A 24,684-nucleotide genomic window follows, 5' to 3' on the forward strand; every position below is an offset into this window, starting at 1 on the left:
CCCTGGGAGGGCAAGCCCTCCTGGGGAACGAACAAGGTGCATCCATCACCGCGGCAGCGGTGATCGTTCGCGGCCAGGATGCGAGGCGAACGGGTTTCGGTCAGCGCAGTGGACTGCGCCGTAGCCTTGAAGACCGGGGCTACCTGGGCATGTCGCCGACGACGTCGGCAGGCATTTCCGATGTAGTAGGTGTGGCGGCGGGATCGCCGGCCGCGAGCATGTCCATGGCCGACAGCAAGGCATCGCCCTCGATCGGACCCTGCAGTAGGATCGCCTTGCCGGTTTCGCGATCGTGCAGCCGCAGCGACGGCGTGGCGGTCACGCCGCTGCTCGTGGCTTCCGCCGTCTGGGTGCGGATCGGCGCCTCGGGCCGTTCGCTCGCCAGACACTGCTCGATGGCTGGCGTAAGGTCGGGGTACCGCAGGTCCTCGGGCAAGCCCTGGCCGTCGCTGCGCGTGTGGGCATAGACCCACTCGACAGCCTGCCAGAAGGCGGCATGGCCGCCAGATTCGCCGGCGCACTCCGCCAGGCTCGCTTCGGCAGACGCGGCCGGCTCATGCGCGGCCAACGGGAGGTGGTGCCATTGCAAGGCCACGTCCGCGTTGCCGGCCACCCAACGCTTGAGCACTGGGAAATAGGATCGGCAGAACGGGCATTCGAGGTCCGCGTAGAGCGTCAGCGTGAAACGCCCTTCCGGATTTCCCATCTGCCACGGAGGCCCGGCCACCTGCGTCACGCTGACCGGCGTTGAAGTCTGGGGAGTGGACTTGCCAGAATAGCGGGACACGAGCCAGATCAGCAGCAGCGCTACCAGCACGGCGGCCAACACCCAGGGCCAGCTGAGCCTCCAGCGCCGACGGCGGAACGCCTGTACCTGCATCGGAATGGATGGGCGTTTCTGTTCCATGGCGTTCTCCGGTGTACGGCAGATTCAGGGCAGGTCCAGGGTCGGCGACTCGATGCCACGTGCCCGGTCGATCTTCTCAGCCACCTTGAAGGCGGCATCCAGCTCGCTGACGCCGTGCTGCTGCATGAGCTGGTAGCGTTCTGCCTTCTCCTCGGGCTCGGTTTGCGCGAGCGCGAGGTAGAGACTTGGCGGCACGGCGCGGAACAGCACTTCCATGCTCTTGGAGAGGATGACGCCCTCGGTGAACTTGCCCGCTTCCTTGCGTGCGGAGAGCATCAGCGCCTTCTGCGCCGGCGAGAGTTCGCGGAACCTGGCGATCTTCTCCACTTCGTCCGGCGGCATCGACAGGCACACCCACCACTCGATCATGTTGAGCATGGGCTCTGCGGCGCGCGGCAGATCGTCGATGTTTTGCGTCGCCAGCCAGAACCAGGCGCCCAACTTGCGCCACATTTTTGTAATTTTCACGACATAGGGCGCGAGCAGCGGGTTCTTGGTGATGATGTGACCTTCGTCGGTCACGTTGACGATCGGCCGGCCCAGGTACTGGTCGCGCTCGGCGATGTTGTTCACCGTGCTGATCAGGCTGATGTAGGCGATGGAGAGCTGCGCGTTGTAGCCCTCGCGGGCATAGGTCGCCAGATCGACCAGCGTGATGTCGGCCTCGGGCCACGGCGTGCCGTCACGGTCGAACATCTCGCCGTCCGTGCCTTGGCAGAACATGTCCATCGCGTCCGCCATCTCCAGCAGCCGCACGCGCCGCATCTCGGGCAGCGTCGGGTCCTGGCCACGGGCGCGCAGCGCGTTGCGCACGTCGCGCGTGAGCACGGTGCGCTTTTCGGCCACGCAATGTTCGGCGGCGTCGAGGATGCACTGGCGGATCAGCGAGCGGTCGGCCCGCGTCATCCGCGCTTCTTCCTTGTCTTCGCCGCCCGTGATCATCAGCCGCGCTGTGATCTCCAGTTCGCCCAGCACGTCGCGCTGCTCGTCCGCTTCCATGGCCGAGGCATCGGGGGGCAGGTCTTCGTCCAGCGCGTCGGCATCGAGCGTCTGTACGTCGCTGGGCGTTTCGATCAGCCGGCGTGCGTCGGCGAACGGCGCCAGGCTGATGCCCGATCCGGGGGCCAGCTTGACCCGGTTCACGGTCAGGCCCAGGCGCCTGGCGAAGTCGCTGAACAGGCCGAAGCTGTTGCCGGCTTCCACGATGAAAAGCCGCGGCCGGTAGATGGCCGTCACCTGGTTCAGCAGGTTGTTGAGCGTGGCGGACTTCCCCGAGCCGGTGGGGCCAAATAGAAACAGATGGGCATTCATCTGCCGATCCAACCTGTTCAAGGGGTCGAACGTAATCGGGCCGCCGCCGCGATTGAACATCGTGATGCCGGGATGCCCCGTGCCCTGGGCGCGGCCCCATACTGGCGACAGGTTCGCCGCGTGCTGGGCGAACATCAGTTGCGTGTACCACCGGCGCCGGTCCTTGCCGGGGTTGTAGCAGCACGGCAGCCAGCGCAGGTAGCTGTTGAGCGGCGCCACCTCGTCGTCCTCGCGCACCGGCTGCAGGCCGGCGTTGAGCATCACGTTCGCGAGGTCCAGGCCGCGCCGATCCAGTTCCGCCTCGTCGCGCCCGCGTAGGTAGAACGCCAGAGTGCCCCGGTAGAGCTTGTGCGCGCTGCCGATCAGGGAGCGGGCTTCATGCACGTCCTTGAGCGTCTGCTCCGACGCCAGCGTCTCGCCCACAGCTTTCTTCGCCAGATGGTTGAGGTCCGATTCGAGGACGTCCTGCGGCGTGGCCACCATGGTGAGACACATCAAGGTGTCCTCGGGCATCTGGTCGAACAGCGTGTTGATCGCGTCCCCCTTGCGGGTCTCGCCGGTCAGGTGCCCGGTGCCGGGCGGCATGCGCAGCCGGTCGGTGATCAGCACGCGGTGCGGCATGCCGTCGAAGTACCAGGCCCCTTGCGCCACGTCCGAGCGCGGCTGCCCAAAGAACAGCCGCTGGCTGAAATCCCGCCCGCTCGCCAGCTCGATCTCGCCGGCCTCGCTTTCCTCGGTACTGTCCGGATAGCGCGCCAACGCGTAGAAGCGCTCCCGGTCCTCCACCCCAGGCCCGAGCAGCGTGGGGCGCGGGTTGAACCACCGCAGCAGCCAGTCGTGGACGTCGGCCGCGACCATGCGCCGGGCCTGGATGCCGGCGTTCGCCAGGCCGCCGCACAGGCGGTCGCAGACGATGCCCAGCATCTGCTCGGGTGTCTGGCCGCGGCGGTTTGCCTGTCCCTGTCCGCTCGCGCGGCGGTACACCACCATGCGCACGCGCCGCGTCTGGCCGCGCCAGCGCAGCCGCGTGACCACCGTGTCCTCGAACAGGCCGCCGGGCTTGGCCACAGCGCGCAGGTGGTGGCCGAAGAAGCGCAGGTAGAACTCGGTGAACGCCGAGCCGCGCGCACGTGGCTGCACGTAATCGCGCAAGGTCTGCATGTACTGGTCGAAGCTCGGTTCGTCCTGGGCATAGAGCTGGAGCACCCACGGGTTCTCGTCCAGTTCATCGAAGCTGTCCTGAAGCGCGTTTTCCAGGGCGTCGCGGGCATGCGCGAGCCAGCCGGGTTCCCGGCCTTCGGTGCCCAGCGGCACCAGCTCGTAGAAGGCGGCCACCGATTGGCCGTCCTCCAGGAGCATCGATTTCGACTCGGGCAAGAACTCCACCCAGGGCAGCAGTTCCACGAAGGACGGTGCGACGTCGTACAGCGCCTGCTCGTCGGCCACGGTCGCCGGCTTGCGGCCCTGGACCGCGGCGCCGGGTGCGGGGATGCCGGCTTGCTGCAAGGCCTCGACGTGGCGCTGCCAGCCGTCCGGCTGCTCGTCGGCGGCGGTGTCTTCGGCGCTGACGGCAGCCAGCTTCGGCCATGGAAGTTTCCACCGCATCAGTAGTCCTCCGTCCTCTCGCCAGGCATCGCGTACTGCACGCGCTGGTACAAGGGGAAAACCGTCGTGTAGCCCGGCACGGGAACGGGGTCGGTGCCGGCCAGGTGCGGGTACACGTACATCACGAGATCGGGATTGGGCAGACGCTGGAACTGGCGGTGAACCTCATTGCGCGCGGTGCGCGTGTAGCGCATCTGCTCGACAGGTGCGGCCTGCACGTCGGCGTCGGTCAGGGGCCGACGCAGGCTCTGGCGCGCATCGAGCAACTGGCGGCCGGCGTTCCGTCCGGCTGCGCCACCGCCGTCGCCGGCCTCCTGCTGCCAGATGTCCATCATCGTGCGGTCACCGTGGGTCAACAGCTTTTCCTTGCTGGTGGCGCAGCCGGCGAGCACCGCGACGGCGAGGGCCAGTGCTAGGCCACGGGCCAGGTTAGTCAAGTTCAAGGGCATGGCTTTCTCCTGCGCGGTGATCGACCTTGCGGCCTTCGGGATCGAAGTCGATGGCGAGCGGCTTTTCGAGGTGGACGGCAACCTTGGCGCCGGGTTGGACATAGACGGCGGCGAAGGCTTGGCCGTAGAGCTTGTTGACCCAGGCCGACATGTCCCGGACACCGCCCGCGAGAATCTGGCCGACCGCTTCTTGGCCGGTGATGCCCACGGTGCCGATGGAGCCGTCCGAGCCGACATAGGACATGCGGCCGCTGCCACTCTCGATGAGCGAGGCCACACCGGCACCGGCCGCGGTGATCAGGGCCTGCGAGCCGAGGTATTGCTGGGCGTTGCTGCGCCGCTCGCCGCTGACGCAAGGAATGCCGTGGGGATCGCTGATCCAGCCCAAGCCGTCGCGCTGTTGGTTGTTCTGCTGGTTGCCCTCGCGGTCTTCGGGGATCGTGCGAATCGTGCCGTCGTTGAAGACGAACGTGATGCTGCGCACCTGACCTCGCACGCACGAGAGCGTCCAGTCGCCCGAGGCGGTGCCGCTGAACACGGCGCCGGCCACGTCGGGAATGTCGATGCCATTGGCGGTCAGGTTGTCCGGCCCGACCAGAACTTTGAACGGATAGGGATCGTTGACCGTGCCGTCGATCGGCACGCGGCCGATCAGGGCCGTCATCGCCACCGATCCCATTAGCGTCGAGTTGGTCGGCACGGTATAGACCGGCTTGGCATTCTTGACCCCGGCGGCGCGGGCGCCCGCGTTGGCCACGGTTTCAGCGGTGGTTTCGAGCGTGCTCTGCGCCGGGCCGAAGCTCGTGGGGAAGCTCATGCCGCCGCTCGCGCCACGCCCCCCGTTGCGCCCCTCGGCGGGCTTTGCGTCGTCCGGCTCGACCCACCGCACGCCGCCCTCCATGCCGGCCTCGTCGCCGCCCTGCAGCCCCAGGCCCACGGGCAGGTCCGCATGGCCGCCGCCGCGCCCGCCGATGCTGTCCAGGCGCCGCTGCAGGTCGGCGAGCAGCCCTTCGGTCTGCTGGCGCGCGCTGGCCGCCTGCTCTTGGTCGCGGCGCAGGTTGGACCGCTCGGATTCGAGCGCCGAGTTGATGCGCTGGTCGATGGAGTTCTCGCGCTGGCGCAGCCGCTGGTTCTCTTCACGCTGCGACTTGTTGTCCGAGAGCGCGGTCTGAAGCTCGGTGCGCAACTGCTTCACTTGGGCAACGAGCGTCGCCACGGTGTCGCGCGGGGTGTCGCCTTCGATGCCCAGCGCCTTCATTTCCTCGGGCGTGAGCTGGGCGCCGTTGTCCGCCACGGGTGGCGCCGTGCCGCCTCCACCCGAGAACAGCCGGATACCGGCGAACAGCACCAGGATGGCGACAGGGATCATCAGCCACTTGAGCAGGCCGTTACTGCGCATGGCGGGCCTCCTTGGCGTTCTCGTCGCCGTCCGGCTGCGGCAGATGCACGGCAGGGTCGAAGCGGTGAATCGCCGGCAGCAGCGACTGCGCGAGGCCGCGGCCGCGCGTGACCAGGTACAGCACGGTCGTGTCCTCGGTCGTGCCGCGCGGGCCCAGCGCCTCGTGCTGGAAGGTGGCGGTGAGGAAATCGCCTTGCAGCACGCGCGGGTCGAGCGCGACCCAGTCGGCGCCGGTGTTGGTGAGGCGCACGGCAGTCACCCATTGGTCTTCCAGGCGCCACGACGCGAGCACGGCCGCGCGCACCGGCAGCGTTGGCATCAGTGTGTCCAGGTCGAGGTCGCGGGGAAGGTTGACCCGCATGACGCCCGGAAGCGGCTCGACGGTGCGCAGCGGTGCGTAGAGGTTCTGCGCGGCGAAGCGCGTCAGCACGACAGGGACCGGAGTTTCGCGCCGCGCGGTCCGCGCACCTGCCTGGCCCTGGGCGCGTGCCGGGGCCTCGGCACTGTCGGCCTGCTCGCCATAGCGTCCCGGTGCGCTGTCACCCTCGACGATGCGCACCGGCTCCAGCTCGGCTTCCCCGTCCTTGGGCGGTTCGGCTGCGATGTCCAGCAGGATCAGCGCGCCCGTGTCGGCGTCCTGCAGTTGCAACCGCGTGGGCTCGATCGGCTCGCTGGCACGCAGGTACACCGCGCCGCCCGCACTCTGCACGCGCAGGCGTTTGCCCACGCCTGCGGGCACGCCCACGCGCACGTTCCGGTCGATGAATACGATGCGTTCCTGACCGACCTTCAGCGGCACTGCCAGTGGCATGCGTTCCCAACGCAGGATCTCCACCGCCTGGGCGACGGGTGCCGCGGCCACGGCCAGTAGCCCCAGCAGCGCGAGTACAGGATGCTTCATGGGGTGTTTCCTCCTTGAGGCGCTTGCGGATTCAGGTCACTCGGCGCCGGGCGCGCCGGCTCCGGTGCACTGATGCGCTGGGGCGCGCCTTCGTAGCAGTCCAGCGCCAGGCCGAACGGGTTGCGGGCGGGATCGACGTCCACCCGCGTGACCTTGATCGGATAGCGCACCAGGGCGCGTTTGACCTGCTCGGCGCCGTAGTACTCGTCCGCCGTGATGTCCAGCGTCACCACCCAGTCGCGATCGGATACGGTGCGCACGCGCGCCGTGGGGTCGTCGCCATAGCCGCGGCCGGGAATCTCGTAGATGCCGCGCACGCGCTGACGCAGCTCGCCCGTGGAGCGGCGGTAGTCATAGTCCGCCCGCAGGAAGGCCTGGCAGGACGGGGTGAGGTACGGCGAGAGCGTATGGAGGTTGCGCGAGTAGTCTTCTTCGCCATTGGTCGGCCAGCGGTTCAGCGTCTGGAACACGTAGAACGTGAACGCATAGACCGATTCGGGCGGCACTTCCCACCACTTGCGGGTACTGCCAGAGCGCAGGTCGGGCGGGACGTGGATGGTCAGGTCGCGCGGCGCGCTCCACCAGCCGCCGCCCATGACCAGGGCGACAATGACCAGCGCGCCCGCGCCCAGGCGCAAGGTCTTGATGTGCGCCTGCAGGTGGGCGATCTCGTTCTTGAAGCGGCTCATCGCATGCTCCTGCGGGTGGACCAGAAGCCCGAGCGCGAGATCAGCACGTGGCCGCCCACCCAGCCGGCCATCAGCGGATGGCGCGTTGCGATGCGCCACTGCAACTGTCGATACAGCCAGGTGTCGGGGCGCCCACGCTTGAGGCGGCGCAGGATGCCGCCGCCGATGAACACGCCCAAGGCCACGCCCAGGACAACGAACGTCGGTGCGATGGCGATCGTGCGGAACACCCACGAAAGCGGCGCGCCGACCAGCAGGCCGGCCGCGCCGGACAGGCCGCAGCAGATCCACAGCTCGTCGGCGGTGAGGCCGCGCACGACCACGGGATGGCGGTTGAGCCGGTGCGGAAGGAACGTGACCGTCCCGTCCGCACGGACGTGCTGCTGCTCGGACATACCGGCCTCGCTTACAGGATGCCGGTGGCTTCGGTGAGCAGCCAGATGCCGATCACGAGCAGCACGGCGCCGATGGCGACCGTGAGGCCGAATTGGCCCCACGTCTTGCGGCCGGTGTGGATCTCCGCGTAGGTGCCGTAGGCGTGGTAGCAGACGCCGATGAACATCGACGCCACCACCAGCAGGGCCACGAGCATGATGATGTCGTAGCCGTAGTTGCGGATGGTCTCCATGATGCCGTTGCCGGTGCCGCGCGTCGGGTTCTCCAACTGCGGCAGACCTTGCGCGAACGACAGTGCGGGCAGCGCGGCGGCGCCCAGGGCCACGGCGGCGCGCTGGGCAAAACGGGAAGTGAGGTTGCGGTTGTGCATGGTCGGGCCTTTCATGTCAGGACAGGAGGAAGAAACTCAGGACGAGGTACATCGCGACGAAGCGGATGCAGACGCCGAGGAACTGGCGCTGGTTGAGGCGGCTCTCGGACCACCCCACATAGGCCGTTCGGATGGCCCAGACGCCCCACACGAGCAGGACCGCGAACACGACGCCGACCAGGACGGTCGCCATCGCGGAAGGCGCGATACCGCTGTTGGCTTGAAATGCCGAGACCTGGGCGCCGTTCATTGCTCGCCCTCCGCAGTCGTCTTCGGCGATGGCGAAGCGGCCCGCTCGGTGCGGTAGTCGCCGGCCAGTTCGGAGGGGTCGCGCGGCTGAGCGCGTGATGGCGTCAGGTGGAACTGGATGCCGGCGCGCACGCGCGCCAGGTCAGCCAGCAGCCGTGGGTAATCGAAGTGGTAGCGCTCGCCCGGCTGGATGGGGGCATGCGCGGCGCTGTCCGCGACGGTGCGTTCCAGCGCGTCGAGCTGGCGCAGCGCGGCGACCAACTCCTGGCGCTGCGCCGGGGACTCGGCCAATGCCATCGGGGACTGGCCCAGCACGAGGGCCGTCACGAAAAAAGTGGGCACGCCGCGATGCGCGGCGCGCAGCCAGATCGAAGCCACCATCGCGCCATTCCTGTGTGATCAGCAATGGGTTGATCGTGGAGATCAGGGCTGTTTCAGGCCGCAAACAATAGGAACTGGCGGACGACCGGATTGGGCATGCTGCGAGCGAACCTACAAAAGCACGGGTCGCGCTTCGATTATTGCGTTTTTCGAGTATTTCGAATATGATCGGCTCTGCAACCGTTTTCGCTTAGGAGCTACCCATGACCACCGCCACTGCCCAATCCAAGATGACCCTTCCCGCCGCGGGAGAGGTGAAGGCAGCCGTCCAGGGTCAACGTGCCTTGGCGGCTTACCTCGCAACCCAGTTCGAGACGCAGCACATCCAGATCTTTGATGACCACAAACAGGCTCATCAGGTGGAACTGCCTACCTCGGCTTTACGCCTGCTGGTCGACATCCTGGCCGAGTTGGCCGATGGCAATGCAGTAAAGGTGGTGCCCGTCCATGCAGAGCTGACGACCCAAGAGGCGGCGGACTTGCTCAACGTGTCCCGTCCCCATTTCGTCAAGCTGCTCGAAGATGGGGTGTTGGCATTTCATCGCACCGGCAAGCACCGCAGGGTGAGGTTCGCCGATCTGATGCAGTACAAGGAAGCGCGCGAGCGCGCCAGTGAGCAGGCGATGGCCGAACTCGCTCAGCAGTCGCAAGAGTTGGGAATGGGATACGAATGAGGCATTCCCCATTCACCGCCGTCTACGACGCGTGCGTTCTATATCCCGCGCCACTGCGGGATTTCCTGATGTGGCTCGGCCTGTCTGGCCGCTTCCGGGCGCGGTGGAGCCAAGCCATTCATGAGGAGTGGAAACGCAACCTGTTGATCAACCGCCCCGATCTCACCCGGGTTCAGGTCGACAGGACGTCGGATCTCATGGACCGGGCAATTCCGGACGGCTTGGTGGAGGGCTACGAAGCGCTCGTGGCAGGCCTGACATTGCCCGATCCGGACGACCGGCACGTCCTGGCTGCGGCGATTCGCTGCGGTGCGAGCGTGATTGTGACGTTCAACGAACGGGATTTCCCGAACGATCTGCTGGCTCCGTACGGCATCGAATCGCAGCACCCCGATGAGTTTGTGGACAACCTACTGGATCTGGACGCGGCCGCCGTGGTGTCGGCTGCGCAGCGCCAGCGTGCCCAACTCAAGCATCCGCCGATCGAGGTGGACCGCTATCTCGAAATCCTGCTGCGCCAGGGCCTTGTGCAAACGACCAAGGTGCTGGCGACCTATCGCACCATTCTCTGACCCGCCGAGAGCCACGGATGACCAAGAATCCTTCATCAGACGCCACTTTGCCGAAAGGCATCCATCGAAGCTGGAAGCTGCCGGACACGTCGCTGGGCGCCCTGTGGGATTCCATCGTCATGGACGAAGCTCTCAAGAAGCAGTTGCTGTCACAGGCGATCGTCAACTTCACGGTGCGCCCCAAGGTGGAGCGCACGGTACTCCCCCTGCACGGCGTGATCTTGTTGGTCGGCCCGCCGGGGACTGGGAAGACCTCCTTGGCACGGGGCTTGGCGCATCGTGTGGCCGAATCTTTTTCTTCTGCGAAGTTTCGATTGCTGGAAGTAGAGCCTCACACGCTGACGAGCTCTGCAATGGGAAAGACTCAACGCGCCGTGGCAGACCTGTTCTCGCAATCGATCGCAGAATCCGCAGCGGCGGGCCCGACGATCGTCCTTCTGGACGAGGTCGAAACGCTTGCGGCTGATCGAGCCAAGCTCAGCCTGGAAGCCAACCCGGTTGATGTGCACCGGGCCACCGACGCGGTGTTGGTGCAGTTGGACATGTTGGCCGAACGCAACCCGCATCTGCTGTTCGTGGCCACCAGCAACTTCCCACAGGCCGTCGACAGTGCCTTCCTATCTCGTTGCGACATGGTGATGGAGGTGCCACTGCCCGGCAAGGATGCCTGCAAGCAGATCCTGGTGGACTGCCTGAATGGCCTGGCAAAGACATTTCCGGGGATTGGCAAGCTTTCCTCGGCTCACCAGTTCGACGCGTGCGCTGGCGAGTGCGTCGGATTGGATGGTCGGGCCATTCGCAAGGTCGTAGCCAACGCCCTCGCGGCCGACCCGCAAGTGGCTATCGATCCGAACAAGCTTTCCGTAGAGCACCTGCGCAGTGCGATACGACAGGCAACGCAAATGCGCCTTCAAGGAGGGAAGCAAAAATGACCACCGTTGTCAGCCGGACGTTTCGCAGCTCGCCGCACCGCGATGCGTTGCAGACGTGGGATGCCATTGTCGAACTGCTCACTCAGGGCAAGGACGGCACGGCTCGCTCTGAACTCAGGGCCGTGGCGGGCGTGGCCGCCAGCTTGATCGCCGACCAGGCACCCAAGAGCGCGCCCATCGTTGCGACATGCGATGGACCACGGACCAGGATCTACTGCCTCTTCGACGAAGACGCGATCGATGGTGATGATGCCAACGAAGAAGTCTTGGGGTTCGAGCCGTTGAAGGGAGACTGGGGAGTCTCGCTGCCGTGTCCGAAGGAGCAGCTCGGCTGGGTGCAAACCGCGCTCAAAAAGCACAGTTCTCGCATCATTGCACGGGACTTGAGCCAAGGAATTGCCACGCAGGCGCAGGCCGATGCTGGACAAGCGCTGTCGCTCGACCTCGGAGGTTTCCTCAAGTCATGAGCACCGTCGCCACCTACTCGTACACGCACTCGGTTACCTATGTGACCGACAACATCCTCAAGAGCTTGAAAGACATCATCCTGCTCAGTGGGCTGGACCCCGAGCACTTCGCGGATCGCTGGGAGAGCAATACCCGAGCCATCAAGACGTGGCTCGGGACCGGTGATCTGCGCAAGGTGATTCTGGAGATCTACAACCCGGCAACCGACAAACTCGTGACCCGATGGGATATCGACATCGTGTATGGGTGGTCCGATGGCGACGGCAGCTTCTGGACAGATACCGAGCAGTTGAAGTACGCGATCAAGAAAGCTGGGCTGCTGCCATCGCAGGCCAAGTACAAGTTAATGCTCGATACAAAGCCAGGGCGGCCTGATGTGGAGGGGTGGAGCAAAGGAAGTTATCGCTCGACGGATGGAATGGTCAAGCAGAGCCTAGGCTCGACTGTCGAACACAGCGGCCTGGCGGGTCAGGCCGGATATTGGAGGCAACGCTGATGCTGTCGATCGATGAAGCTTTTCGCAAGTTCAAGTCGCGTCTGGAACTCAACGAACGCGAACAGAAGAATGCCTCGCAACGCCAGAACGAAGTGCGGGACTACCTGCAGACCAAGTTCGGCATTGCGCGCAGCTTCCTGACCGGGTCCTATGCTCGATACACGAAGACGAAGCCGCTCAAGGATATCGACATCTTCTTCGTGCTGAAGGACTCGGAGAAGCATTACCACGGCAAGGCCGCATCGGTAGTGCTGGATGATTTCCACTCTGCATTGGTGGAGAAATACGGTTCGGCGGCCGTGCGCAAACAGGCGCGCTCGATCAACGTGGATTTCGGTGTTCACATCGACGCGGAGGACAACACGGACTACCGGGTGGTCAGCGTGGATGCGGTGCCCGCATTCGACACCGGCGACCAGTATGAGATCCCCGATACGGCGTCCGGAAAGTGGATCAAGACGGACCCGGAGATCCATAAGGACAAGGCGACCGCAGCGCACCAAGCCTATGGCAATGAGTGGAAAGGTCTCGTGCGCATGGTGAAGTACTGGAACAACAATCCCAAGCACGGCGATCAGAAGCCGGTGAAGCCCTCGTTCCTGATCGAGGTAATGGCCCTTGAGTGTCTTTACGGCGGCTGGGGAGGATCGTTCGATCGCGAGATCCAGTCGTTCTTTGCCACGCTTGCCGATCGTGTTCATGACGAGTGGCCGGATCCCGCCGGACTTGGCCCGGCGATCAGCAACGATATGGATGCCGCGCGCAAGCAGCGCGCGCAGCAGCTGCTGTTCCAGGCGAGCCAGGACGCAAGCATCGCCATCGACCACGCGCGTCGTGGTCGCAATATCGAAGCGCTTCGCGCCTGGCGCGCACTGTTTGGCCCCAAGTTCCCACTGTCCTGATTCCATCGGCTTCCATACACGTCCCATCGAGGTACAGCATGTCCCAGTGGTCGCTTTCCCAGCTCCTGTCGTCCCTGCATGAAGACATCCAGCAGCGCTTGTCCGTAGTACGCAAGACCTTCGGTCACCCGGGTACGAAGGGGGATGCGAGCGAGAACGTCTGGATCGACATGCTGGATACCTATCTGCCCAAACGGTACCAGGCGGCGAAGGCGCATGTGGTGGACAGCCTGGGGAACTTCAGCCAGCAGATCGATGTGGTGGTGTTTGATCGGCAATATTCGCCTTTTATCTTCACCTACGAGAACGAGACGATCATTCCAGCCGAAAGCGTGTACGCCGTGTTCGAGGCCAAGCAGACGGCTGACGCGGGGCTTGTGGCCTATGCCCAGGAGAAGGTCGCCAGTGTGCGCAGGCTGCACCGCACGAGCCTGCCGATCCCGCACGCTGGCGGGACCTACCCAGCGAAGCCGTTGATTCCGATTCTGGGTGGCTTGCTCACCTTCGAGAGCGAATGGAGTCCTGCATTGGGCCCATCCATGGACAAGGCGCTGAACGCAAACCTCACCGAGGGGCGTCTGGACATCGGATGCGTTGCCGCCCACGGGCACTTTTTCTATGACCAAGCCAGCGGCGCGTACAGCTACACCAACGAAAACAAGCCGGCGACCGCGTTTCTTTTCAAGCTGATCGCGCAGCTTCAGTTCAGTGGAACGGTCCCCATGATCGATGTGGAGGCTTACGGTCAGTGGTTGACCAAGTGAGGGGTCGCTGTGGCAAGCATACGTTCGGAGTACCACCGGTTCCTGGCGCACTTGACGCAGCGGCACGTGCACGACGACGTGCGCCGGCTGGCGCACCTGGTGCTCGATCACCTGCAGCCACTGGCCGAGGTCGGTGCTGCACGCCGGGGGCGCTCCACGCGCTTGGCGCCGCTGGCCATCGCGCATCTGGCGCAGATGCCTGTCGCCTACGACGGGGACGCGCGCGGCCCCGAAAACGGGCCGGCGCTCGGGCGACTGCACCAGCTCGAAGTCGGGCCGTTTCGAGGATTCATGCGGCAGGAGACGTTCGACCTCAGCCATGACATCACCTTGGTCTACGGTGCCAACGGCACCGGCAAGAGCAGCTTCTGCGAAGCCTTGGAAGTGGCGATGCTCGGTTCGATCAGCGAAGCGCAGGCCAAGCGGGTCGACCAGCGGACGTACTGCAACAACGCTCGCCTGCGCCGCCACATCGCGCCAGTCCTGTCGTCTACGGCGGCGGGCGAGGCGCAGGCCGTCCAGCCCGACGAAGCTGAGTATCGCTTCTGCTTCATCGAGAAGAACCGCCTCGACGATTTCGCCCGAATCGCCGCGCGGACCCCGAGCGATCAGCGCCAGCTCATCGCCACCCTGTTCGGCGTGGACCAGTTCAGCGAGTTCGTGCGCGGCTTCAACCCCTCGCTCGATCAGGACCTGATGCTTGCCGGCGTGCAGGCGGCGCAGCTGGCGCAGCGTCGCCTGCAGTTGGCGAACTCCGAACAGACCATCGCCGCCTACCCGCAGAAGATCGCAGCGGTCGAGGGCCTGGAACAAGCTTTGGCGCAGCGCATGTCACCTGGCGCGACCTATCAAACCTGCGTGGACTGGCTGCTGGGTACGCCGCAGCAGCAAGGACGGCTACCGTATGTCCAGGCTCAGCTGGACGCCAACCCGCCTGCCATTCACGAGGTGACCCAGGCCCGCCTGCAAGCGTTGCTGGCAGAGGCCTACCGCGTCCAGGGACTGTGGCAAGCGTCTTCCGCGCAACTCGCGGCCCGCGCCGGCGAGGTGTCGTACGCGAAGCTCTACGAGGCCGTGCAAGCGTTGGCGGACGGGGCGACCGCGTGTCCGGCATGTGGAACCGAACTGGCCGCCGTGGCGCAGGACCCGTTCGCCAGGGCGCGAATGGGCCTGGAGCAGCTCGCGCAACTGGCCGTCCTGCAGCAGCAGGAGGCCGGGCATCGGACGCAGTTGAGCGAGGCGGTCCGAGCGCTGTGTGACGAAATGCGCCGCGTGGTGGCGGCGGCTGGGGTCGCTTGTCCTGCCGAATCGCAGGCCGCGGGCCTGCCACTGCTGCCTCCCACGTCGGCGGGCAATTGGCTCGGCGGCGGGGTGAATGGGGACCAGCGCGCCTGGCAAGCCCTCTTACGGATCGCACAGATCATCGAAGGCTTCGACGCGCAGGCGCGCGACGTGAATGCCCAGCGCGGCGCGATGGCCCAGGAGCGGGACCGCCTGCAACAGCATCAGCTGGAGATCGAACGGCTGCGGACCATGCGCACGACTGCGGATCAGGAGCTGGCGGCCGCCCGCCAAACCGTGGCCCAATTCGACGACGCGAACCGCGGCCTGATCCAGGCGGCCACGGACGAAATGCCGGTGGTGGTGCACCATCAGCGGGTCAAGGCCGCCTACGACGGCTTCCTGCCCGAGATTCAGGCATACCTGACCGCTCTGCCGGGGGTTCTGCTACAGGGGCTGGGAGACCAAGCCCGCCATCTCTACAACGCATTCAACCGGGCCGATCCGCCCGGCGATCTGCTGCACGCGCTGTGGTTGCCCGTGGCCGAGAACGGCAAGATCGAGGTGGAGTTCGCCGGCGAGCCGGGCGCGCGCTACGACGCGTTGATCGTCTTCAGCGAAGGGCACATCAAATGCCTGGGCCTGGCGATTCTGCTTGCCAAGAACCTCGCGCAGGGCTGCCCCGTGGTCATATTCGATGACGTCGTCAACGCGATCGACGACGACCATCGCGATGGCATCTGGCGTACCTTCTTCGAGGACGGTTTGCTCCACGGCAAGCAGGTTATCCTCACCTCGCACGCAGAGGAGTTCCTGCACCGCATCCAGCAGGAGTTGGGCGTGCGCCGCGCCGCGGCCATTAAGCGCTACAAGTTTCTCCCGCATCAGGGAGAGCACGAACTGCGGGTCGACAGCGACCCGCCAGCGAAGAACTATGTTCTTCTGGCCCAGCAGGCGTTGGCGGCTGACGAGAAACGCGAGGCACTGCGTCAGGCCCGGCCGGCGCTGGAGAGTCTGACGGACCGCCTGTGGACGTGGCTGGGTCGGCGGGCGGACGGCCGGATCGACATCAAGCTGAGCGGGCCCCGCGCGCCTTGGGAGCTGAACAATAAATGCACCAAGTTGCGGTCGGCCGTCGAGCGTATCGCGGCGCAACATGCGGGTGCGCCGGATGCCGTAGGGGCGTTGGTCCGGCTGCTCAATGTCAGCGGTACGAGTATTGAATGGGGTTACCTCAATAGCGGTGTGCACGACGCTCAGCGCGATCATGAGTTTGATCGGGCGACGGTAAGAACGGTCGTCGAGGCGGTTACGGCGTTGGATGCTGCTCTTGATACCCTGCAGAACCGATGAACGGCACACGGCTTTGCAGAGCCGTGCCGCCCGTGTCACCTCATAAGTACTTCTTGAAGCTGCCTGCGGTCAGGCTGACTGCCATCCCCAGCAACGCCGCGCTGGGCAGCAGGATGACCAGAGGATGCACCGATATGGGCAGAGCGAGATAGGTGACCCAAGGCAGCACGGCCAACGGCATCAGGCTGGCCTTCGCGCGGTGGTAGATGAAGCCGGATTCGCGGCCCGCGCCGAACCGGCGCACATCCCGTCGCACCAGGCCGTCAATCAGGCCGACGAATGCCGCCGTGAGGATCAGCGGCAGCGTGAGCACCAGGACCAGCAGGCGCACCAGGAAGGTGAGCGTCGTGAAGGCCGCAGCGATCAGGTAGCTTTCGGCCCAGACATAGACTTGGCTGATGTAGTAGCGGAAGTTGCGGCTCTGCCCGTGGCTGGGCGCGCGGACGCGCTCGGCGGTCTGGCTCATGCGCTCCAGCAACCCCGAGCGCACGAACACCCACTCGTACCCGGTATCCACCAACTCGTGCGCCGTGCGCCCGGGCTCCTGTACCACCACGCTGCGCGTGAAGTGGTTGGACAGGTGCCCGAGTTCGTACCGCAGCATCTGCTGGGAGTGGCGCCAGCCCTGGTCCTTCCAGAACAGGTGCATGCCGGCGCACTCCACCACGATCGAGAACAGCAGCGAGCCAATGAGCACCCCGAGCAGCCGGAACGGTAAGGTGATGGTGCCGACGATCAAGCCTTGGCGATGGTTCTGCTCCCGCTGCGCGGTCGAGGCGGCATCCTTCATGGCACGGCCTCGTTGCCCGCGCCATCGTCGGCGCCGGTGGCCACCGCGCCGGGCTCGGCCGCAGCGGCATCGTCCAGCAGGTCGTCGGGCAAGGCCGCATCCTGCAAGGCCGACGAGCTGGTGAACTCCCACCACTGCGTGGCCTCGCTGTAGCTCTGGCGCATGTACCCGGCCAGTTGCTGCAGGTCCGCCGGCATCACTTCATCCGGGTCCGGCGCCGGCAGCGGCATACGCACCTTCCAGAGCTGGCCGCCCTGCAGCAGCGCGAAGCACTGGCCCTTGGGCAGGCCGACGACGTGTGACGGCTCGATCATCGGCACGCTGGCCATGCTGATGCGGTCCTGGGTGTTCGACGTGAAATCCGTCGCGCCGCGGATGTCTGAGCTGTCCGTCGCGCCCGAGACGATGGTGGTTGTATAGACCTCGACCTTCGGCAACTGCCTCGTCAGCAGTTCCGCGGTGGCCGTCTCGCGCACGCGCAACATGAATAAATTGTTGAAATTCCCGATCACTTGGCCGGCCTTCGCGCGATTTCCGATGCGGGCCTCGATGTCCGAGAGCGTCTGCGTGTACGCCGTGACTTGCAGGCCGGCACCGCCGCCCTTGTTGATGAGCGGGATGAATTCATCGCCCATCAGTTCATTGAATTCGTCCGCGTGCACGTTGATCGGCACGCGAGCGCCAGCCACTGCGCCGGGCAGGCCATCGTCGATTCCGTGCTTGTAGATGTGTCCGGCCACCGAAACCAGGTCAGAGAACATCGAATTGCCGACCGCTGCGGCGACCTCGGCGTCAGACAACGCATCCAGACCCACATAGACGATGGCCCGCTTTCGGATGACCTGCATCCAGTCGAAGATCGGGCGCGGGTCGGCCAGGTCGGAGTAGTTCGGCGCCAGGAGCTGGGCGATCTTGCCGCTCGTGAGCTTTTCCAGCAGCGGCAGCAGCGATGCAACGATCTTGTCGAAGTAGGTCTTGTCGTAGCGCACCGCCGAGCGCAGGCCATCGAGCACAGGGTCGTAGTTGCGCGCCTGGGAGAGGTATTGCTCCAGCGCCACCACACGCTTCTCGCGCCCGATCATGTTCCTTGGGATGTTCTTCTCGTTGAGCTTGGCCTCGATCTGGACGATCACCTCCCAGGCCTTGGGCTCCGTCTTGGCAAAGTAGTGCTGGGCGTACTCAATGAACAGCGCGTCGATGTTGATGACGTGGCGCTGGATCAGCATGTAGTCCGGGCGCTGCCCCAGTTCCACCAGGGCGCGGGCGATGATGTTCACGAAGCGCCATGCGAACTCGCGGAACGCCGCGCTGTTGCCTTCGCCGGAGAGCTGCCCCGCGATGCGTGTCGCCACTTCCGAGATCCGACCGAAGCGGCCCACGGCGTTGTAGCGGGCGCTGATTTCCGGCCAGCCCAAGTGGAAGATGTAGAACTCGCCTTCGCGGCCAGCGCGCTGGGCTTCGACGTACATCCGTTTCAAGAGATCGGCATCCCCCTTGGGGTCGATGACGATGACGACCTCATGCTCGCCGGCAGCATTCCTGCGACGGATGTCCTGCGTGACGAACAACTCGGCCAGGCGCGTCTTGCCCACCCGCGTGGTGCCCAGCACCAGCGAGTGCCCGACGCGCTCGCCCAGCGGCAGGCTGACGTCCACTTCGTCGGGCTCGATGCCGTGCAGCCTTGGCAGGCCGCCGACAGGCGGCAACGGGCGCACGGGGTTGAAAGGCGCGTCCCAGCCGGTGAGCTTCGGCAGGCGCGAGAGCGGCAATGGCGCGAACTCCAGCCGTTCCTCCAGGCGCCTGGTCAGCCGGTAGGCCGGCGTCGGCTCGACGTAGCGGCGGAACTCGGGCCGGTACGTCTGCATCAGCCGATGCGTGTGCTTCTGCTCCCAGAGAAAGCCGCGCCCCACGAATAGGCGCTGCTGGCTGACCGGCACGTCCTTGCTGGTCATCACGTAACGCGGCAGACGGCGGATGTTGCGCCGGTAGCGCAGGATGATGCGGGCATCGCGGTAGCGGATCGCGCCGTAGGCGCCGAACGCCAAGGCGCTGCCGATGCCCATGGCCGGGCTCAGCGCGAGCGACCATGGGGCCACCAGGCACAGAAACGCGGCGCCTGCACACGCCGCGACGGTGTATAGCTCCACCGCTGGGCGTAGCAGAACCTCGACCGGCTGTTTGCCCGACATGGCTTCATTGCTCGATGCCGGTGGCCGTGATCAGCGCCGGGTAGTGCCGCAGGCCCAGGCGATCGGCCAGGTCGTCGCCGGCCACGGGCGCGAGCGGCACGCCCGGCACCAGGGCGCGCAGCCGCGCCAGGCCCTGCGCGGTCTCGACGTTGACGACCAGGCCGACCGCGCCACGTTCGCGCAAAGCGGCGGCGCGGCGCTGCAACCAGGCCCGGGAAGCCTCGTCGTCGCCGATGACCACGAACGGCCGCAGGCCGGGCGCTTCGATCACCCGTCGCGCGACGGTGCCGGGCGTGAGCTTGGCGCTGCGCACCGGCAGCATCGCGGCTTCGTCCGCCCGTGTGGCAGGAACCTGGGGCGTCGGGATGGACGGCCGCGCCGGTGCGTTGGCGCGCGGCTGGAGATTCAGGGCTTCGTAGTACGGCAATGCCGACGTGCCGCCACGGTCCTCGACAACGATCAGTGGCTCGCCGGCACGCGAGGCCAGCGGCAGGCCTGACAGCAGCATGAGTAGGCCCGTGAACGCGAGATGGGCGGGATGGGGTTTCGTCATGGGGAGGTCTCCTGGCGCGCCGCGAGGACCGCGGCGGCTGGTCGCGTGCCCTGCACGCGGGCAAGGTGGCGCGACACGCTGCGCCGATAGCGGGCGGCGGGCTCGCCGCCTGCGGGGCGGTGGTAGCGGCCGATCGCCAGCAGCCAGTCCTCGCCGGGGGTGTGCTGCTCCTTCAGGATCTCGGCGGCAACGGCCAGGTTGCGATACGGATCCAGCAGGTCGCACGCGCCGGTAAAGCGGTGCTTGTGGTAGCCGAGGTTGATCTGGCCCAGGCCCGCATCAATGCGCGTGTGCGGCGTGGCGCGCATCGCCTGCTGCAGGCCAGCGCAGGCGTCGGCGCGCGTGGCGAAGCGGCGCGACTGGCCGGCGACGTTGAGGGACCACGGCCACGGCACCAGGCGCCCGTTGCGCCGGATGCCGCTCTCCTGCAAGGCCACGGCGTAGAGCACGGTCGAGGGGATGCCTGCGCGCTGGGCGGCAAGCTGGTAAGCCGGTGGCGGAACCTCCTGGGCCAGGGCGGCAACGGCATACAGGCCGGCAGTGAGCACCAGTGCGCGCAGGGGCATGGCTACGGCTGGCGCTGCCATTGGCCGTTCACTTCGCGCACGGCGGCGGGCAGATCGCCGGGCAGGCCCAGTGACAGCCAGCGGCCGCCGTCGTGGTTGAGCGTGATGCTGCCGGCGCGCACGCGCGCCGGGTCGATCTGCGCGCGCTTGGCCCAGTCGCGGATGCGCGCGTCATCCTGGCGGCTGCCCACCATGTACAGGTCGAACTCCGCGCCCGAGGATTGCAGGCGCTGCACGAGCTGTCCGCAGGCTGCGCAGCCGTCCTTGACGAACACCGCCATGCGGCCGCTGCCGCGCAAGGGACTGCTGGATGGGCCGGCGCCCGGCTTGTCGTCGGGCAGGTTCACGCGCTGCATCCCCGGATTCAGGCGCTGCCAGGCCTCGTCGTAGGCGCGCTGGTAGGCGAGCAGCTTCTCGACGCGGCGCGCTTCCACCTGCACCTGCAGTTCCGCATAGCGGCGCCGTTCTTCGTCCGTGCGAGCTTCGATGCCCAGGGCGGACAGCGGGTCCAGGTTGGGCGAGTAGATACCCAGCGGCCCATCCATCAGCTCGCGGTAGCGTGCCCATTCTTGTGGCTGCAAGCCCCATTCGGTTGCCACCCGGTCGTCCAGCACGCGGGCGGCCAGCGGGCGCTCCTGGCTCTGTGCGTTGCGCGCCGAGGTCGTTGCGGGCTGCTGCGCCCAGGCGGGCCATTGCGACGACGCCACCAGGACCGCGAAAAGGAGGATCGACGGCTTCATGGGGTGCTCCGGTCAGGGAATCGCCACGCGGCGGGTCTGGTTGCCGGCCTGGAACACTGCGGTGTTGCCCTCGATCGCCTGCAGGCGCCACGGGCCGACCGCATCCCCGGGCAGCAGCACCTGAAGTTGGGCGGGCGTGAAGTCCCCGATGCTCGGCGCGACGGACACGCTGCGCTGGCCGGCGCGCAGTTCGGCGCCGACGACGCGGAATGGCAGCGGCGGCAGCTCGGTCTTGGAGGCGGCGGACGTGCGCGATGCGCGCCGCTGGGCGGGTGCGGTGGCACGCGCGGCGGCTTGGCGCGCCTTGATCTGCTCGACCTCCGCGCGCAGCGCCTGGAGGTCGTCGGCCGCTGCGTAGCCACTGAGAGATTTCTCGACCTGGGCCGCGCGTGCTTCCAGAATCTGGCGGGTGTCTTTGAGGTCAGCGTCCGTCGCGACGGCCGGGCGCTGCTGGATGGCCTCGATCGTCTCGGCCAAGCCAGTTGCCTGCGCTTCCAGGCGTTGCAGGCGGGAATCCAGCCGCTCCTGGTCGGCCTGGTCGCTGAGGGCCTGGTAGCCCAGGGCCGCCAAGACGCTGAGGAAGATCAACCAGAGCCACATCAGGCTCTGCACCACCACGGCGGCGGTCGATCGCTGGGCAGGTTGCGGGGCGTTCATGGCTGGCCTCCCGAAACCATGGGTGCCAGCGGGAACGTCTGCACCGCCTCGGTGGCGGGTGGCTCGGATGGGGACTCGGCGACCGCGCGATCGCCGGGCCGCTCGAAGCAGATTTGCCGTGCGCGGTCATCCGCGTGCAGTTCCCAGGCCGGGCCAGCCAGCGTGAGCAGCGCATCGCGCAAGGTCATGGGGCCGAGGTGCAGGTGTACCGCCGGCAACGGCAGCGCGTACAGCTCGATCACGGCATGCGCGGTCTGGCACAGGCCATAGCCGCTGCGTTTGAGCACGTGCCGAAGCCCATCCCCGACCGTGGCGCGGGCATCCTCGGGCATGGACACGTCGATGGTCTGCAACAACAGGTCGCGCTGCGCCGCCATGGGTGCCAGTTCGACCAGTGTGTAGCGGGCGTAGCGCACGACCGGGATGTACTCGGAAGCCTCGGGTTCAGGCGCGGCCAAGACTTCCGCGATGGTGTCGGGCGCGACCGGCGCAGTCGTCGTCGCGCAGCCACCGGCCAGCACCGACCACAGCAGGCCGAGAAATCCCGCCAGAAGGCGGCGTTCGGGATAGTGAAACCACGGTGGAGAGGGGCACATAGCTCGGCGTCCTGAAACATCCAGCCCTCACCATCGCCGCTCAGGCCGCGAGCGGCAGCAAACAATGCGAACCAGGCAGCGTCCGATTTACCGGGAGCGGCAAAAAAAACGGCCCCGAAGGGCCGTAAGTGGAACGTGTCATGCGGCGACAAGCTGCCGGGCCAGTGCGACCTCGACGGAATCACCGTCCTGGTTCAGGACATCGAGCCCGGATTCGGGCACGTCGCCCGAGGTGGACTGCGAGACCATGATCTTCTTGGCCATCAGCTCCAGGCAGGTCATCTGCGAGGAACCGGCGTAGCCGAGGTAGATCACACGCACGGGCTGCTTCTGCCCGATGCGCCAGGAGCGGCGTGCCGCCTGCTGGAGCGAGTACACGTTGTAGCCCGACTGCATGAACACGATCGTCGGGAACTCCAACAGGTCCAGCCCCGTCTTGACCAACTCGGGGTTGGTGATGAGCACGTCGATGCCACGGTCCAGTTGCTCGGCGATCCAGTCTTCGCGGCGGCTGGCATCCACGCTCGCGCGCAGCACCGCCACCTTGAAGCCTTCCTGCTCCAGCAACACCTTCAGGCGCGACGTGGTGTCGCGCGTGCCGGTATAGACCGTGTAGGCCAGGACCTTGCGGCCCTGCGCCTTCTCCTCTTTGCAGATGTCGATCAGCTCACGCTCCTTGGGGCTGATCTCGAACTCGTTGAACTGAGCCGGGACAAACGCCAAGGTGTTGCGCGTGCGCGGATGCACCACGGTCTCCGACCGGAAGCAGCAATCCGGCCAGGCCAGCAGCACGTTGAGGACCACACCCAGCAAGGTCGTATCGCGTCGCGCCAGAGCCTGTTTCAGCTCCGCGGTCAGCCGACCCGCCAGATCGCGGTAGGCCGCGGCTTGCGCCGTGTCCATCGCGACTTCACGGAACTCCTCGTCATACGGCGGCAGGACGTTGCCACCGATGTCCTTGAGCTTGAGAAAGATCGTGAACGGCAGGATGCAGCGCAGCACGCCCTTGGGGCCAAACCCCGGGGCCTTGACCGTGCGCACCGATACCTTGGTGCCCTTGGCCGTCTTGTGCGCCGTGCCGGTGCTCTCGGAGTAGATGTCCTTCAACACCCCGTGATCGCGCATGAACGCCATCGCAGCCGAGGTCATGCTGCCGCTCGTGGTCGGGCGGTAGCCGTCTTCGATCATCCGCCCCGGAAGGGCTCGGAACAGCAGGTGGAACAGGTCGTCCCCGTAGCCGCCCATCAACGTGCCGGTCAGCAGCAAGGTCTTGCGAGCCTTCGCCGCCAGCACGCCCATGGCCTGGCCCTGGGCACTGCCCCCGTTCTTGTACTCATGTGCCTCATCGGCGATGAGCAGGTCGAACGTGCCTTGCGGCAGGTAGCGTTTGATGAACTCGGACGGCTGATAGCCGCCCTCGCCAAAGCCGAACTCCATGTTGGCCATCGCACGTTCCATGCGCGTGGCCTGACGGTCGGAAAACACCAGCTCGCCGTTGCCATCCATGAGGTTGATGAACTCATGGATGTTGTCGCCGAGCATCGACGCCAGGAACCCGTCACCGAACTTTTGCATCAGCTTCTGCGCGGTGACCTCTCCGATGGTCGGTATGCGCTTTAAGGCTTTGAGCACGGCCGAGGACTGGTCGCTGCCGGACAGACTGCGCGGGCGGATCAGTGTCCACAGGGGCGCGGCGCAGTGGCCGCACTTCCTGCGGCACTCCTCGGCTTGGAGCGCGATCGGGTTGACCGGCTCGCCGTCGAGGTCGGTGATGACCGTGCCGCAGTCCGGGCAGGCCGCCACGTCGCCGTGGCGGGTGCGCCGCGTGGTGAAGACAGGCTTCCAGTGAAAGCCCATCCGCATCCTGACGCGCCCCAGGACGAAGAACTCCTGGCCCGTGGGCTGCACGCCCAACTGCTCGCGCAGCTTGATGAGCTTGACGAGCGTATCCGGCCCGTTGAGTACCCACACCTTGGCACCGGCCACCGTCTCCTGGATCTCGCGCCGCCACTTGTAAACCAGGTGGGGCGGCGACAGCACCAGAGTGCGGCGATAGCCTTCGGCGTTGAGCACGGCGGCCGTGGCAATGCCGACGGTCGTCTTGCCGCAGCCCATCTCGCCATTGACGATCGCAGCACGTTCGCCACGGTCGATCAGCAGCTCGGCGGCGGCGTGGACGACTTCGGCCTGGGCTGGGAACAGCTTGCGCTTGAGGCTGGCGACCACCAGTTGCCGGTGCGCCTGCGGTTGGCCGGTATAGACCGGCGGATTAGCGCTGTTGAGGGCGTCGAGTAGTTCGTCGCCGAACTCGCCGACAAAATCCTGAAGGCTCAGGGTCAGAGGGGAAGATTCCGCGTCGAGCAGTTCGCCCTGTACGGGCGCGGATTCAGCGGCAGTGGTTTCGAGATCGAGGGACATGGTGATGCTCCAAAGAAAAATGGGGCATGCACCACCCCCAGCGGGGCAATGGCATGCCCCGTGGTGGGAAGAGAAT

The 24,684-nt window shown here is 66.2% G+C and carries 26 protein-coding genes; 8 read left to right on the forward strand and 18 right to left on the reverse strand.

Annotated features, from left to right (window positions below; genetic code table 11):
• Window positions 1–139: 139 nt before the first annotated feature.
• The 10 genes from ALSL_RS02640 to ALSL_RS02685 are packed head-to-tail and all read right to left on the reverse strand — an operon-like array spanning window position 140 to window position 8,657.
• Entirely contained in the window at window positions 140–907 is a 768-nt protein-coding gene (locus ALSL_RS02640; RefSeq protein ID WP_003090202.1) for a DsbA family protein, read from the reverse strand.
• A gap of 24 nt (window positions 908–931) precedes the next feature.
• Window positions 932–3,823 carry a conjugative transfer ATPase gene (locus ALSL_RS02645; RefSeq protein WP_100852861.1) on the reverse strand — a complete coding sequence of 964 codons (2,892 nt, stop codon included), beginning with the start codon at window positions 3,821–3,823 and terminating at the stop codon, window positions 932–934.
• The gene (locus ALSL_RS02650; protein ID WP_003109775.1) at window positions 3,823–4,272 is read right to left on the reverse strand and encodes a TIGR03751 family conjugal transfer lipoprotein; all 450 of its coding nucleotides are present in this window, start codon (window positions 4,270–4,272) and stop codon (window positions 3,823–3,825) included. Before ALSL_RS02650 ends, ALSL_RS02645 begins: the two co-directional genes overlap by 1 nt.
• A complete protein-coding gene (locus tag ALSL_RS02655) occupies window positions 4,253–5,671 on the reverse strand; it encodes a TIGR03752 family integrating conjugative element protein (protein ID WP_020924934.1) in 1,419 nt (472 codons plus the stop codon). Before ALSL_RS02655 ends, ALSL_RS02650 begins: the two co-directional genes overlap by 20 nt.
• Entirely contained in the window at window positions 5,661–6,572 is a 912-nt protein-coding gene (locus ALSL_RS02660; protein WP_003105643.1) for a TIGR03749 family integrating conjugative element protein, read from the reverse strand. The genes ALSL_RS02655 and ALSL_RS02660 overlap by 11 nt, the downstream gene beginning before the upstream one ends.
• The gene (locus ALSL_RS02665) at window positions 6,569–7,261 is read right to left on the reverse strand and encodes a PFL_4703 family integrating conjugative element protein (RefSeq protein ID WP_003105641.1); all 693 of its coding nucleotides are present in this window, start codon (window positions 7,259–7,261) and stop codon (window positions 6,569–6,571) included. Before ALSL_RS02665 ends, ALSL_RS02660 begins: the two co-directional genes overlap by 4 nt.
• Window positions 7,258–7,656, reverse strand: coding sequence for a TIGR03750 family conjugal transfer protein (locus ALSL_RS02670; protein WP_003105639.1), 399 nt, complete (start codon window positions 7,654–7,656; stop codon window positions 7,258–7,260). The genes ALSL_RS02665 and ALSL_RS02670 overlap by 4 nt, the downstream gene beginning before the upstream one ends.
• An 11-nt stretch (window positions 7,657–7,667) precedes the next feature.
• Window positions 7,668–8,027, reverse strand: a complete 360-nt coding sequence (locus ALSL_RS02675) for a TIGR03745 family integrating conjugative element membrane protein (protein WP_003090173.1) — start codon at window positions 8,025–8,027, stop codon at window positions 7,668–7,670.
• Between the two features lie 16 nt (window positions 8,028–8,043).
• Complete coding sequence (locus tag ALSL_RS02680; RefSeq protein ID WP_003050225.1) at window positions 8,044–8,277, reverse strand: TIGR03758 family integrating conjugative element protein; 234 nt, start codon at window positions 8,275–8,277, stop codon at window positions 8,044–8,046.
• The gene (locus ALSL_RS02685; RefSeq protein WP_003120001.1) at window positions 8,274–8,657 is read right to left on the reverse strand and encodes an integrative conjugative element protein, RAQPRD family; all 384 of its coding nucleotides are present in this window, start codon (window positions 8,655–8,657) and stop codon (window positions 8,274–8,276) included. Before ALSL_RS02685 ends, ALSL_RS02680 begins: the two co-directional genes overlap by 4 nt.
• A gap of 203 nt (window positions 8,658–8,860) precedes the next feature.
• Here ALSL_RS02685 and ALSL_RS02690 point away from each other — a divergent pair, with 203 nt between their 5' ends.
• The 8 genes from ALSL_RS02690 (at window position 8,861) to ALSL_RS02725 (ending at window position 16,099) form a co-directional block, all read left to right on the forward strand.
• On the forward strand, window positions 8,861–9,331 hold the full coding sequence (locus ALSL_RS02690) for a helix-turn-helix domain-containing protein (RefSeq protein WP_003050245.1): 471 nt from the start codon (window positions 8,861–8,863) through the stop codon (window positions 9,329–9,331).
• Window positions 9,328–9,903: a PIN domain-containing protein gene (locus tag ALSL_RS02695; protein ID WP_003109777.1), complete on the forward strand. Its 576-nt coding sequence runs from the start codon at window positions 9,328–9,330 to the stop codon at window positions 9,901–9,903. The genes ALSL_RS02690 and ALSL_RS02695 overlap by 4 nt, the downstream gene beginning before the upstream one ends.
• Window positions 9,904–9,920: 17 nt before the next feature.
• Window positions 9,921–10,835 carry a CBASS system CD-NTase-associated protein Cap6 gene (cap6, locus tag ALSL_RS02700; RefSeq protein ID WP_003105629.1) on the forward strand — a complete coding sequence of 305 codons (915 nt, stop codon included), beginning with the start codon at window positions 9,921–9,923 and terminating at the stop codon, window positions 10,833–10,835.
• Window positions 10,832–11,302 carry a type III CBASS phage resistance system CD-NTase-associated protein Cap8 gene (cap8, locus tag ALSL_RS02705; RefSeq protein WP_003105626.1) on the forward strand — a complete coding sequence of 157 codons (471 nt, stop codon included), beginning with the start codon at window positions 10,832–10,834 and terminating at the stop codon, window positions 11,300–11,302. Before cap6 ends, cap8 begins: the two co-directional genes overlap by 4 nt.
• Complete coding sequence (gene cap7 / locus ALSL_RS02710; RefSeq protein ID WP_003090159.1) at window positions 11,299–11,799, forward strand: type III CBASS phage resistance system CD-NTase-associated protein Cap7; 501 nt, start codon at window positions 11,299–11,301, stop codon at window positions 11,797–11,799. Before cap8 ends, cap7 begins: the two co-directional genes overlap by 4 nt.
• Window positions 11,799–12,701 (forward strand): CBASS oligonucleotide cyclase, encoded by a 903-nt coding sequence (locus ALSL_RS02715; protein WP_003105624.1) that lies wholly within the window; start codon window positions 11,799–11,801, stop codon window positions 12,699–12,701. Before cap7 ends, ALSL_RS02715 begins: the two co-directional genes overlap by 1 nt.
• Before the next feature lie 38 nt (window positions 12,702–12,739).
• On the forward strand, window positions 12,740–13,465 hold the full coding sequence (gene nucC / locus ALSL_RS02720; RefSeq protein ID WP_003050273.1) for a CBASS effector endonuclease NucC: 726 nt from the start codon (window positions 12,740–12,742) through the stop codon (window positions 13,463–13,465).
• 66 nt (window positions 13,466–13,531) lie between these two features.
• Window positions 13,532–16,099 carry an AAA family ATPase gene (locus ALSL_RS02725; protein WP_003105622.1) on the forward strand — a complete coding sequence of 856 codons (2,568 nt, stop codon included), beginning with the start codon at window positions 13,532–13,534 and terminating at the stop codon, window positions 16,097–16,099.
• Between the two features lie 40 nt (window positions 16,100–16,139).
• On the opposite strand, the gene ALSL_RS02730 is transcribed toward ALSL_RS02725, so the two are convergent.
• The 8 genes from ALSL_RS02730 to ALSL_RS02765 all read right to left on the reverse strand — a co-directional run bounded on the left by ALSL_RS02730 (window position 16,140) and on the right by ALSL_RS02765 (window position 24,608).
• Window positions 16,140–16,889 carry a TIGR03747 family integrating conjugative element membrane protein gene (locus ALSL_RS02730; RefSeq protein ID WP_003109778.1) on the reverse strand — a complete coding sequence of 250 codons (750 nt, stop codon included), beginning with the start codon at window positions 16,887–16,889 and terminating at the stop codon, window positions 16,140–16,142.
• On the reverse strand, window positions 16,886–19,078 hold the full coding sequence (gene traD, locus ALSL_RS02735; RefSeq protein WP_003116813.1) for a type IV conjugative transfer system coupling protein TraD: 2,193 nt from the start codon (window positions 19,076–19,078) through the stop codon (window positions 16,886–16,888). The genes ALSL_RS02730 and traD overlap by 4 nt, the downstream gene beginning before the upstream one ends.
• 4 nt (window positions 19,079–19,082) lie before the next feature.
• The gene (locus tag ALSL_RS02740) at window positions 19,083–19,631 is read right to left on the reverse strand and encodes an integrating conjugative element protein (RefSeq protein WP_003109779.1); all 549 of its coding nucleotides are present in this window, start codon (window positions 19,629–19,631) and stop codon (window positions 19,083–19,085) included.
• A complete protein-coding gene (locus ALSL_RS02745; RefSeq protein WP_003050289.1) occupies window positions 19,628–20,197 on the reverse strand; it encodes a transglycosylase SLT domain-containing protein in 570 nt (189 codons plus the stop codon). Before ALSL_RS02745 ends, ALSL_RS02740 begins: the two co-directional genes overlap by 4 nt.
• A gap of 2 nt (window positions 20,198–20,199) precedes the next feature.
• On the reverse strand, window positions 20,200–20,937 hold the full coding sequence (locus tag ALSL_RS02750) for a TIGR03759 family integrating conjugative element protein (RefSeq protein WP_003098886.1): 738 nt from the start codon (window positions 20,935–20,937) through the stop codon (window positions 20,200–20,202).
• 12 nt (window positions 20,938–20,949) lie between these two features.
• On the reverse strand, window positions 20,950–21,594 hold the full coding sequence (locus ALSL_RS02755) for a hypothetical protein (RefSeq protein ID WP_003098888.1): 645 nt from the start codon (window positions 21,592–21,594) through the stop codon (window positions 20,950–20,952).
• A complete protein-coding gene (pilL2, locus tag ALSL_RS02760; RefSeq protein WP_003098890.1) occupies window positions 21,591–22,190 on the reverse strand; it encodes a PFGI-1 class ICE element type IV pilus protein PilL2 in 600 nt (199 codons plus the stop codon). The genes ALSL_RS02755 and pilL2 overlap by 4 nt, the downstream gene beginning before the upstream one ends.
• A gap of 138 nt (window positions 22,191–22,328) precedes the next feature.
• Entirely contained in the window at window positions 22,329–24,608 is a 2,280-nt protein-coding gene (locus ALSL_RS02765) for a helicase-related protein (protein ID WP_004350563.1), read from the reverse strand.
• Between the last annotated feature and the right edge of the window lie 76 nt (window positions 24,609–24,684).

This window comes from Aerosticca soli, assembly GCF_003967035.1.
GTDB lineage: Bacteria > Pseudomonadota > Gammaproteobacteria > Xanthomonadales > Rhodanobacteraceae > Aerosticca > Aerosticca soli.

Bases quoted from the DNA above. Each gene is read 5' to 3' on its own strand.
- ALSL_RS02670 (WP_003105639.1), bottom strand. From the start codon at position 7,656: ATGTCCGAGCAGCAGCACGTCCGTGCGGACGGGACGGTCACGTTCCTT.
- pilL2 (WP_003098890.1), bottom strand. From the start codon at position 22,190: ATGTGCCCCTCTCCACCGTGGTTTCACTATCCCGAACGCCGCCTTCTG.
- ALSL_RS02655 (WP_020924934.1), bottom strand. From the start codon at position 5,671: ATGCGCAGTAACGGCCTGCTCAAGTGGCTGATGATCCCTGTCGCCATC.
- ALSL_RS02765 (WP_004350563.1), bottom strand. From the start codon at position 24,608: ATGTCCCTCGATCTCGAAACCACTGCCGCTGAATCCGCGCCCGTACAG.
- traD (WP_003116813.1), bottom strand. From the start codon at position 19,078: ATGTCGGGCAAACAGCCGGTCGAGGTTCTGCTACGCCCAGCGGTGGAG.
- ALSL_RS02695 (WP_003109777.1), top strand. From the start codon at position 9,328: ATGAGGCATTCCCCATTCACCGCCGTCTACGACGCGTGCGTTCTATAT.
- ALSL_RS02685 (WP_003120001.1), bottom strand. From the start codon at position 8,657: ATGGTGGCTTCGATCTGGCTGCGCGCCGCGCATCGCGGCGTGCCCACT.
- cap8 (WP_003105626.1), top strand. From the start codon at position 10,832: ATGACCACCGTTGTCAGCCGGACGTTTCGCAGCTCGCCGCACCGCGAT.
- cap7 (WP_003090159.1), top strand. From the start codon at position 11,299: ATGAGCACCGTCGCCACCTACTCGTACACGCACTCGGTTACCTATGTG.
- ALSL_RS02715 (WP_003105624.1), top strand. From the start codon at position 11,799: ATGCTGTCGATCGATGAAGCTTTTCGCAAGTTCAAGTCGCGTCTGGAA.
- ALSL_RS02745 (WP_003050289.1), bottom strand. From the start codon at position 20,197: ATGCCCCTGCGCGCACTGGTGCTCACTGCCGGCCTGTATGCCGTTGCC.
- ALSL_RS02660 (WP_003105643.1), bottom strand. From the start codon at position 6,572: ATGAAGCATCCTGTACTCGCGCTGCTGGGGCTACTGGCCGTGGCCGCG.
- ALSL_RS02730 (WP_003109778.1), bottom strand. From the start codon at position 16,889: ATGAAGGATGCCGCCTCGACCGCGCAGCGGGAGCAGAACCATCGCCAA.
- ALSL_RS02740 (WP_003109779.1), bottom strand. From the start codon at position 19,631: ATGACGAAACCCCATCCCGCCCATCTCGCGTTCACGGGCCTACTCATG.
- ALSL_RS02755 (WP_003098888.1), bottom strand. From the start codon at position 21,594: ATGAACGCCCCGCAACCTGCCCAGCGATCGACCGCCGCCGTGGTGGTG.
- nucC (WP_003050273.1), top strand. From the start codon at position 12,740: ATGTCCCAGTGGTCGCTTTCCCAGCTCCTGTCGTCCCTGCATGAAGAC.
- ALSL_RS02665 (WP_003105641.1), bottom strand. From the start codon at position 7,261: ATGAGCCGCTTCAAGAACGAGATCGCCCACCTGCAGGCGCACATCAAG.
- ALSL_RS02645 (WP_100852861.1), bottom strand. From the start codon at position 3,823: ATGCGGTGGAAACTTCCATGGCCGAAGCTGGCTGCCGTCAGCGCCGAA.
- ALSL_RS02680 (WP_003050225.1), bottom strand. From the start codon at position 8,277: ATGAACGGCGCCCAGGTCTCGGCATTTCAAGCCAACAGCGGTATCGCG.
- ALSL_RS02640 (WP_003090202.1), bottom strand. From the start codon at position 907: ATGGAACAGAAACGCCCATCCATTCCGATGCAGGTACAGGCGTTCCGC.
- cap6 (WP_003105629.1), top strand. From the start codon at position 9,921: ATGACCAAGAATCCTTCATCAGACGCCACTTTGCCGAAAGGCATCCAT.
- ALSL_RS02750 (WP_003098886.1), bottom strand. From the start codon at position 20,937: ATGAAGCCGTCGATCCTCCTTTTCGCGGTCCTGGTGGCGTCGTCGCAA.
- ALSL_RS02675 (WP_003090173.1), bottom strand. From the start codon at position 8,027: ATGCACAACCGCAACCTCACTTCCCGTTTTGCCCAGCGCGCCGCCGTG.
- ALSL_RS02650 (WP_003109775.1), bottom strand. From the start codon at position 4,272: ATGCCCTTGAACTTGACTAACCTGGCCCGTGGCCTAGCACTGGCCCTC.
- ALSL_RS02690 (WP_003050245.1), top strand. From the start codon at position 8,861: ATGACCACCGCCACTGCCCAATCCAAGATGACCCTTCCCGCCGCGGGA.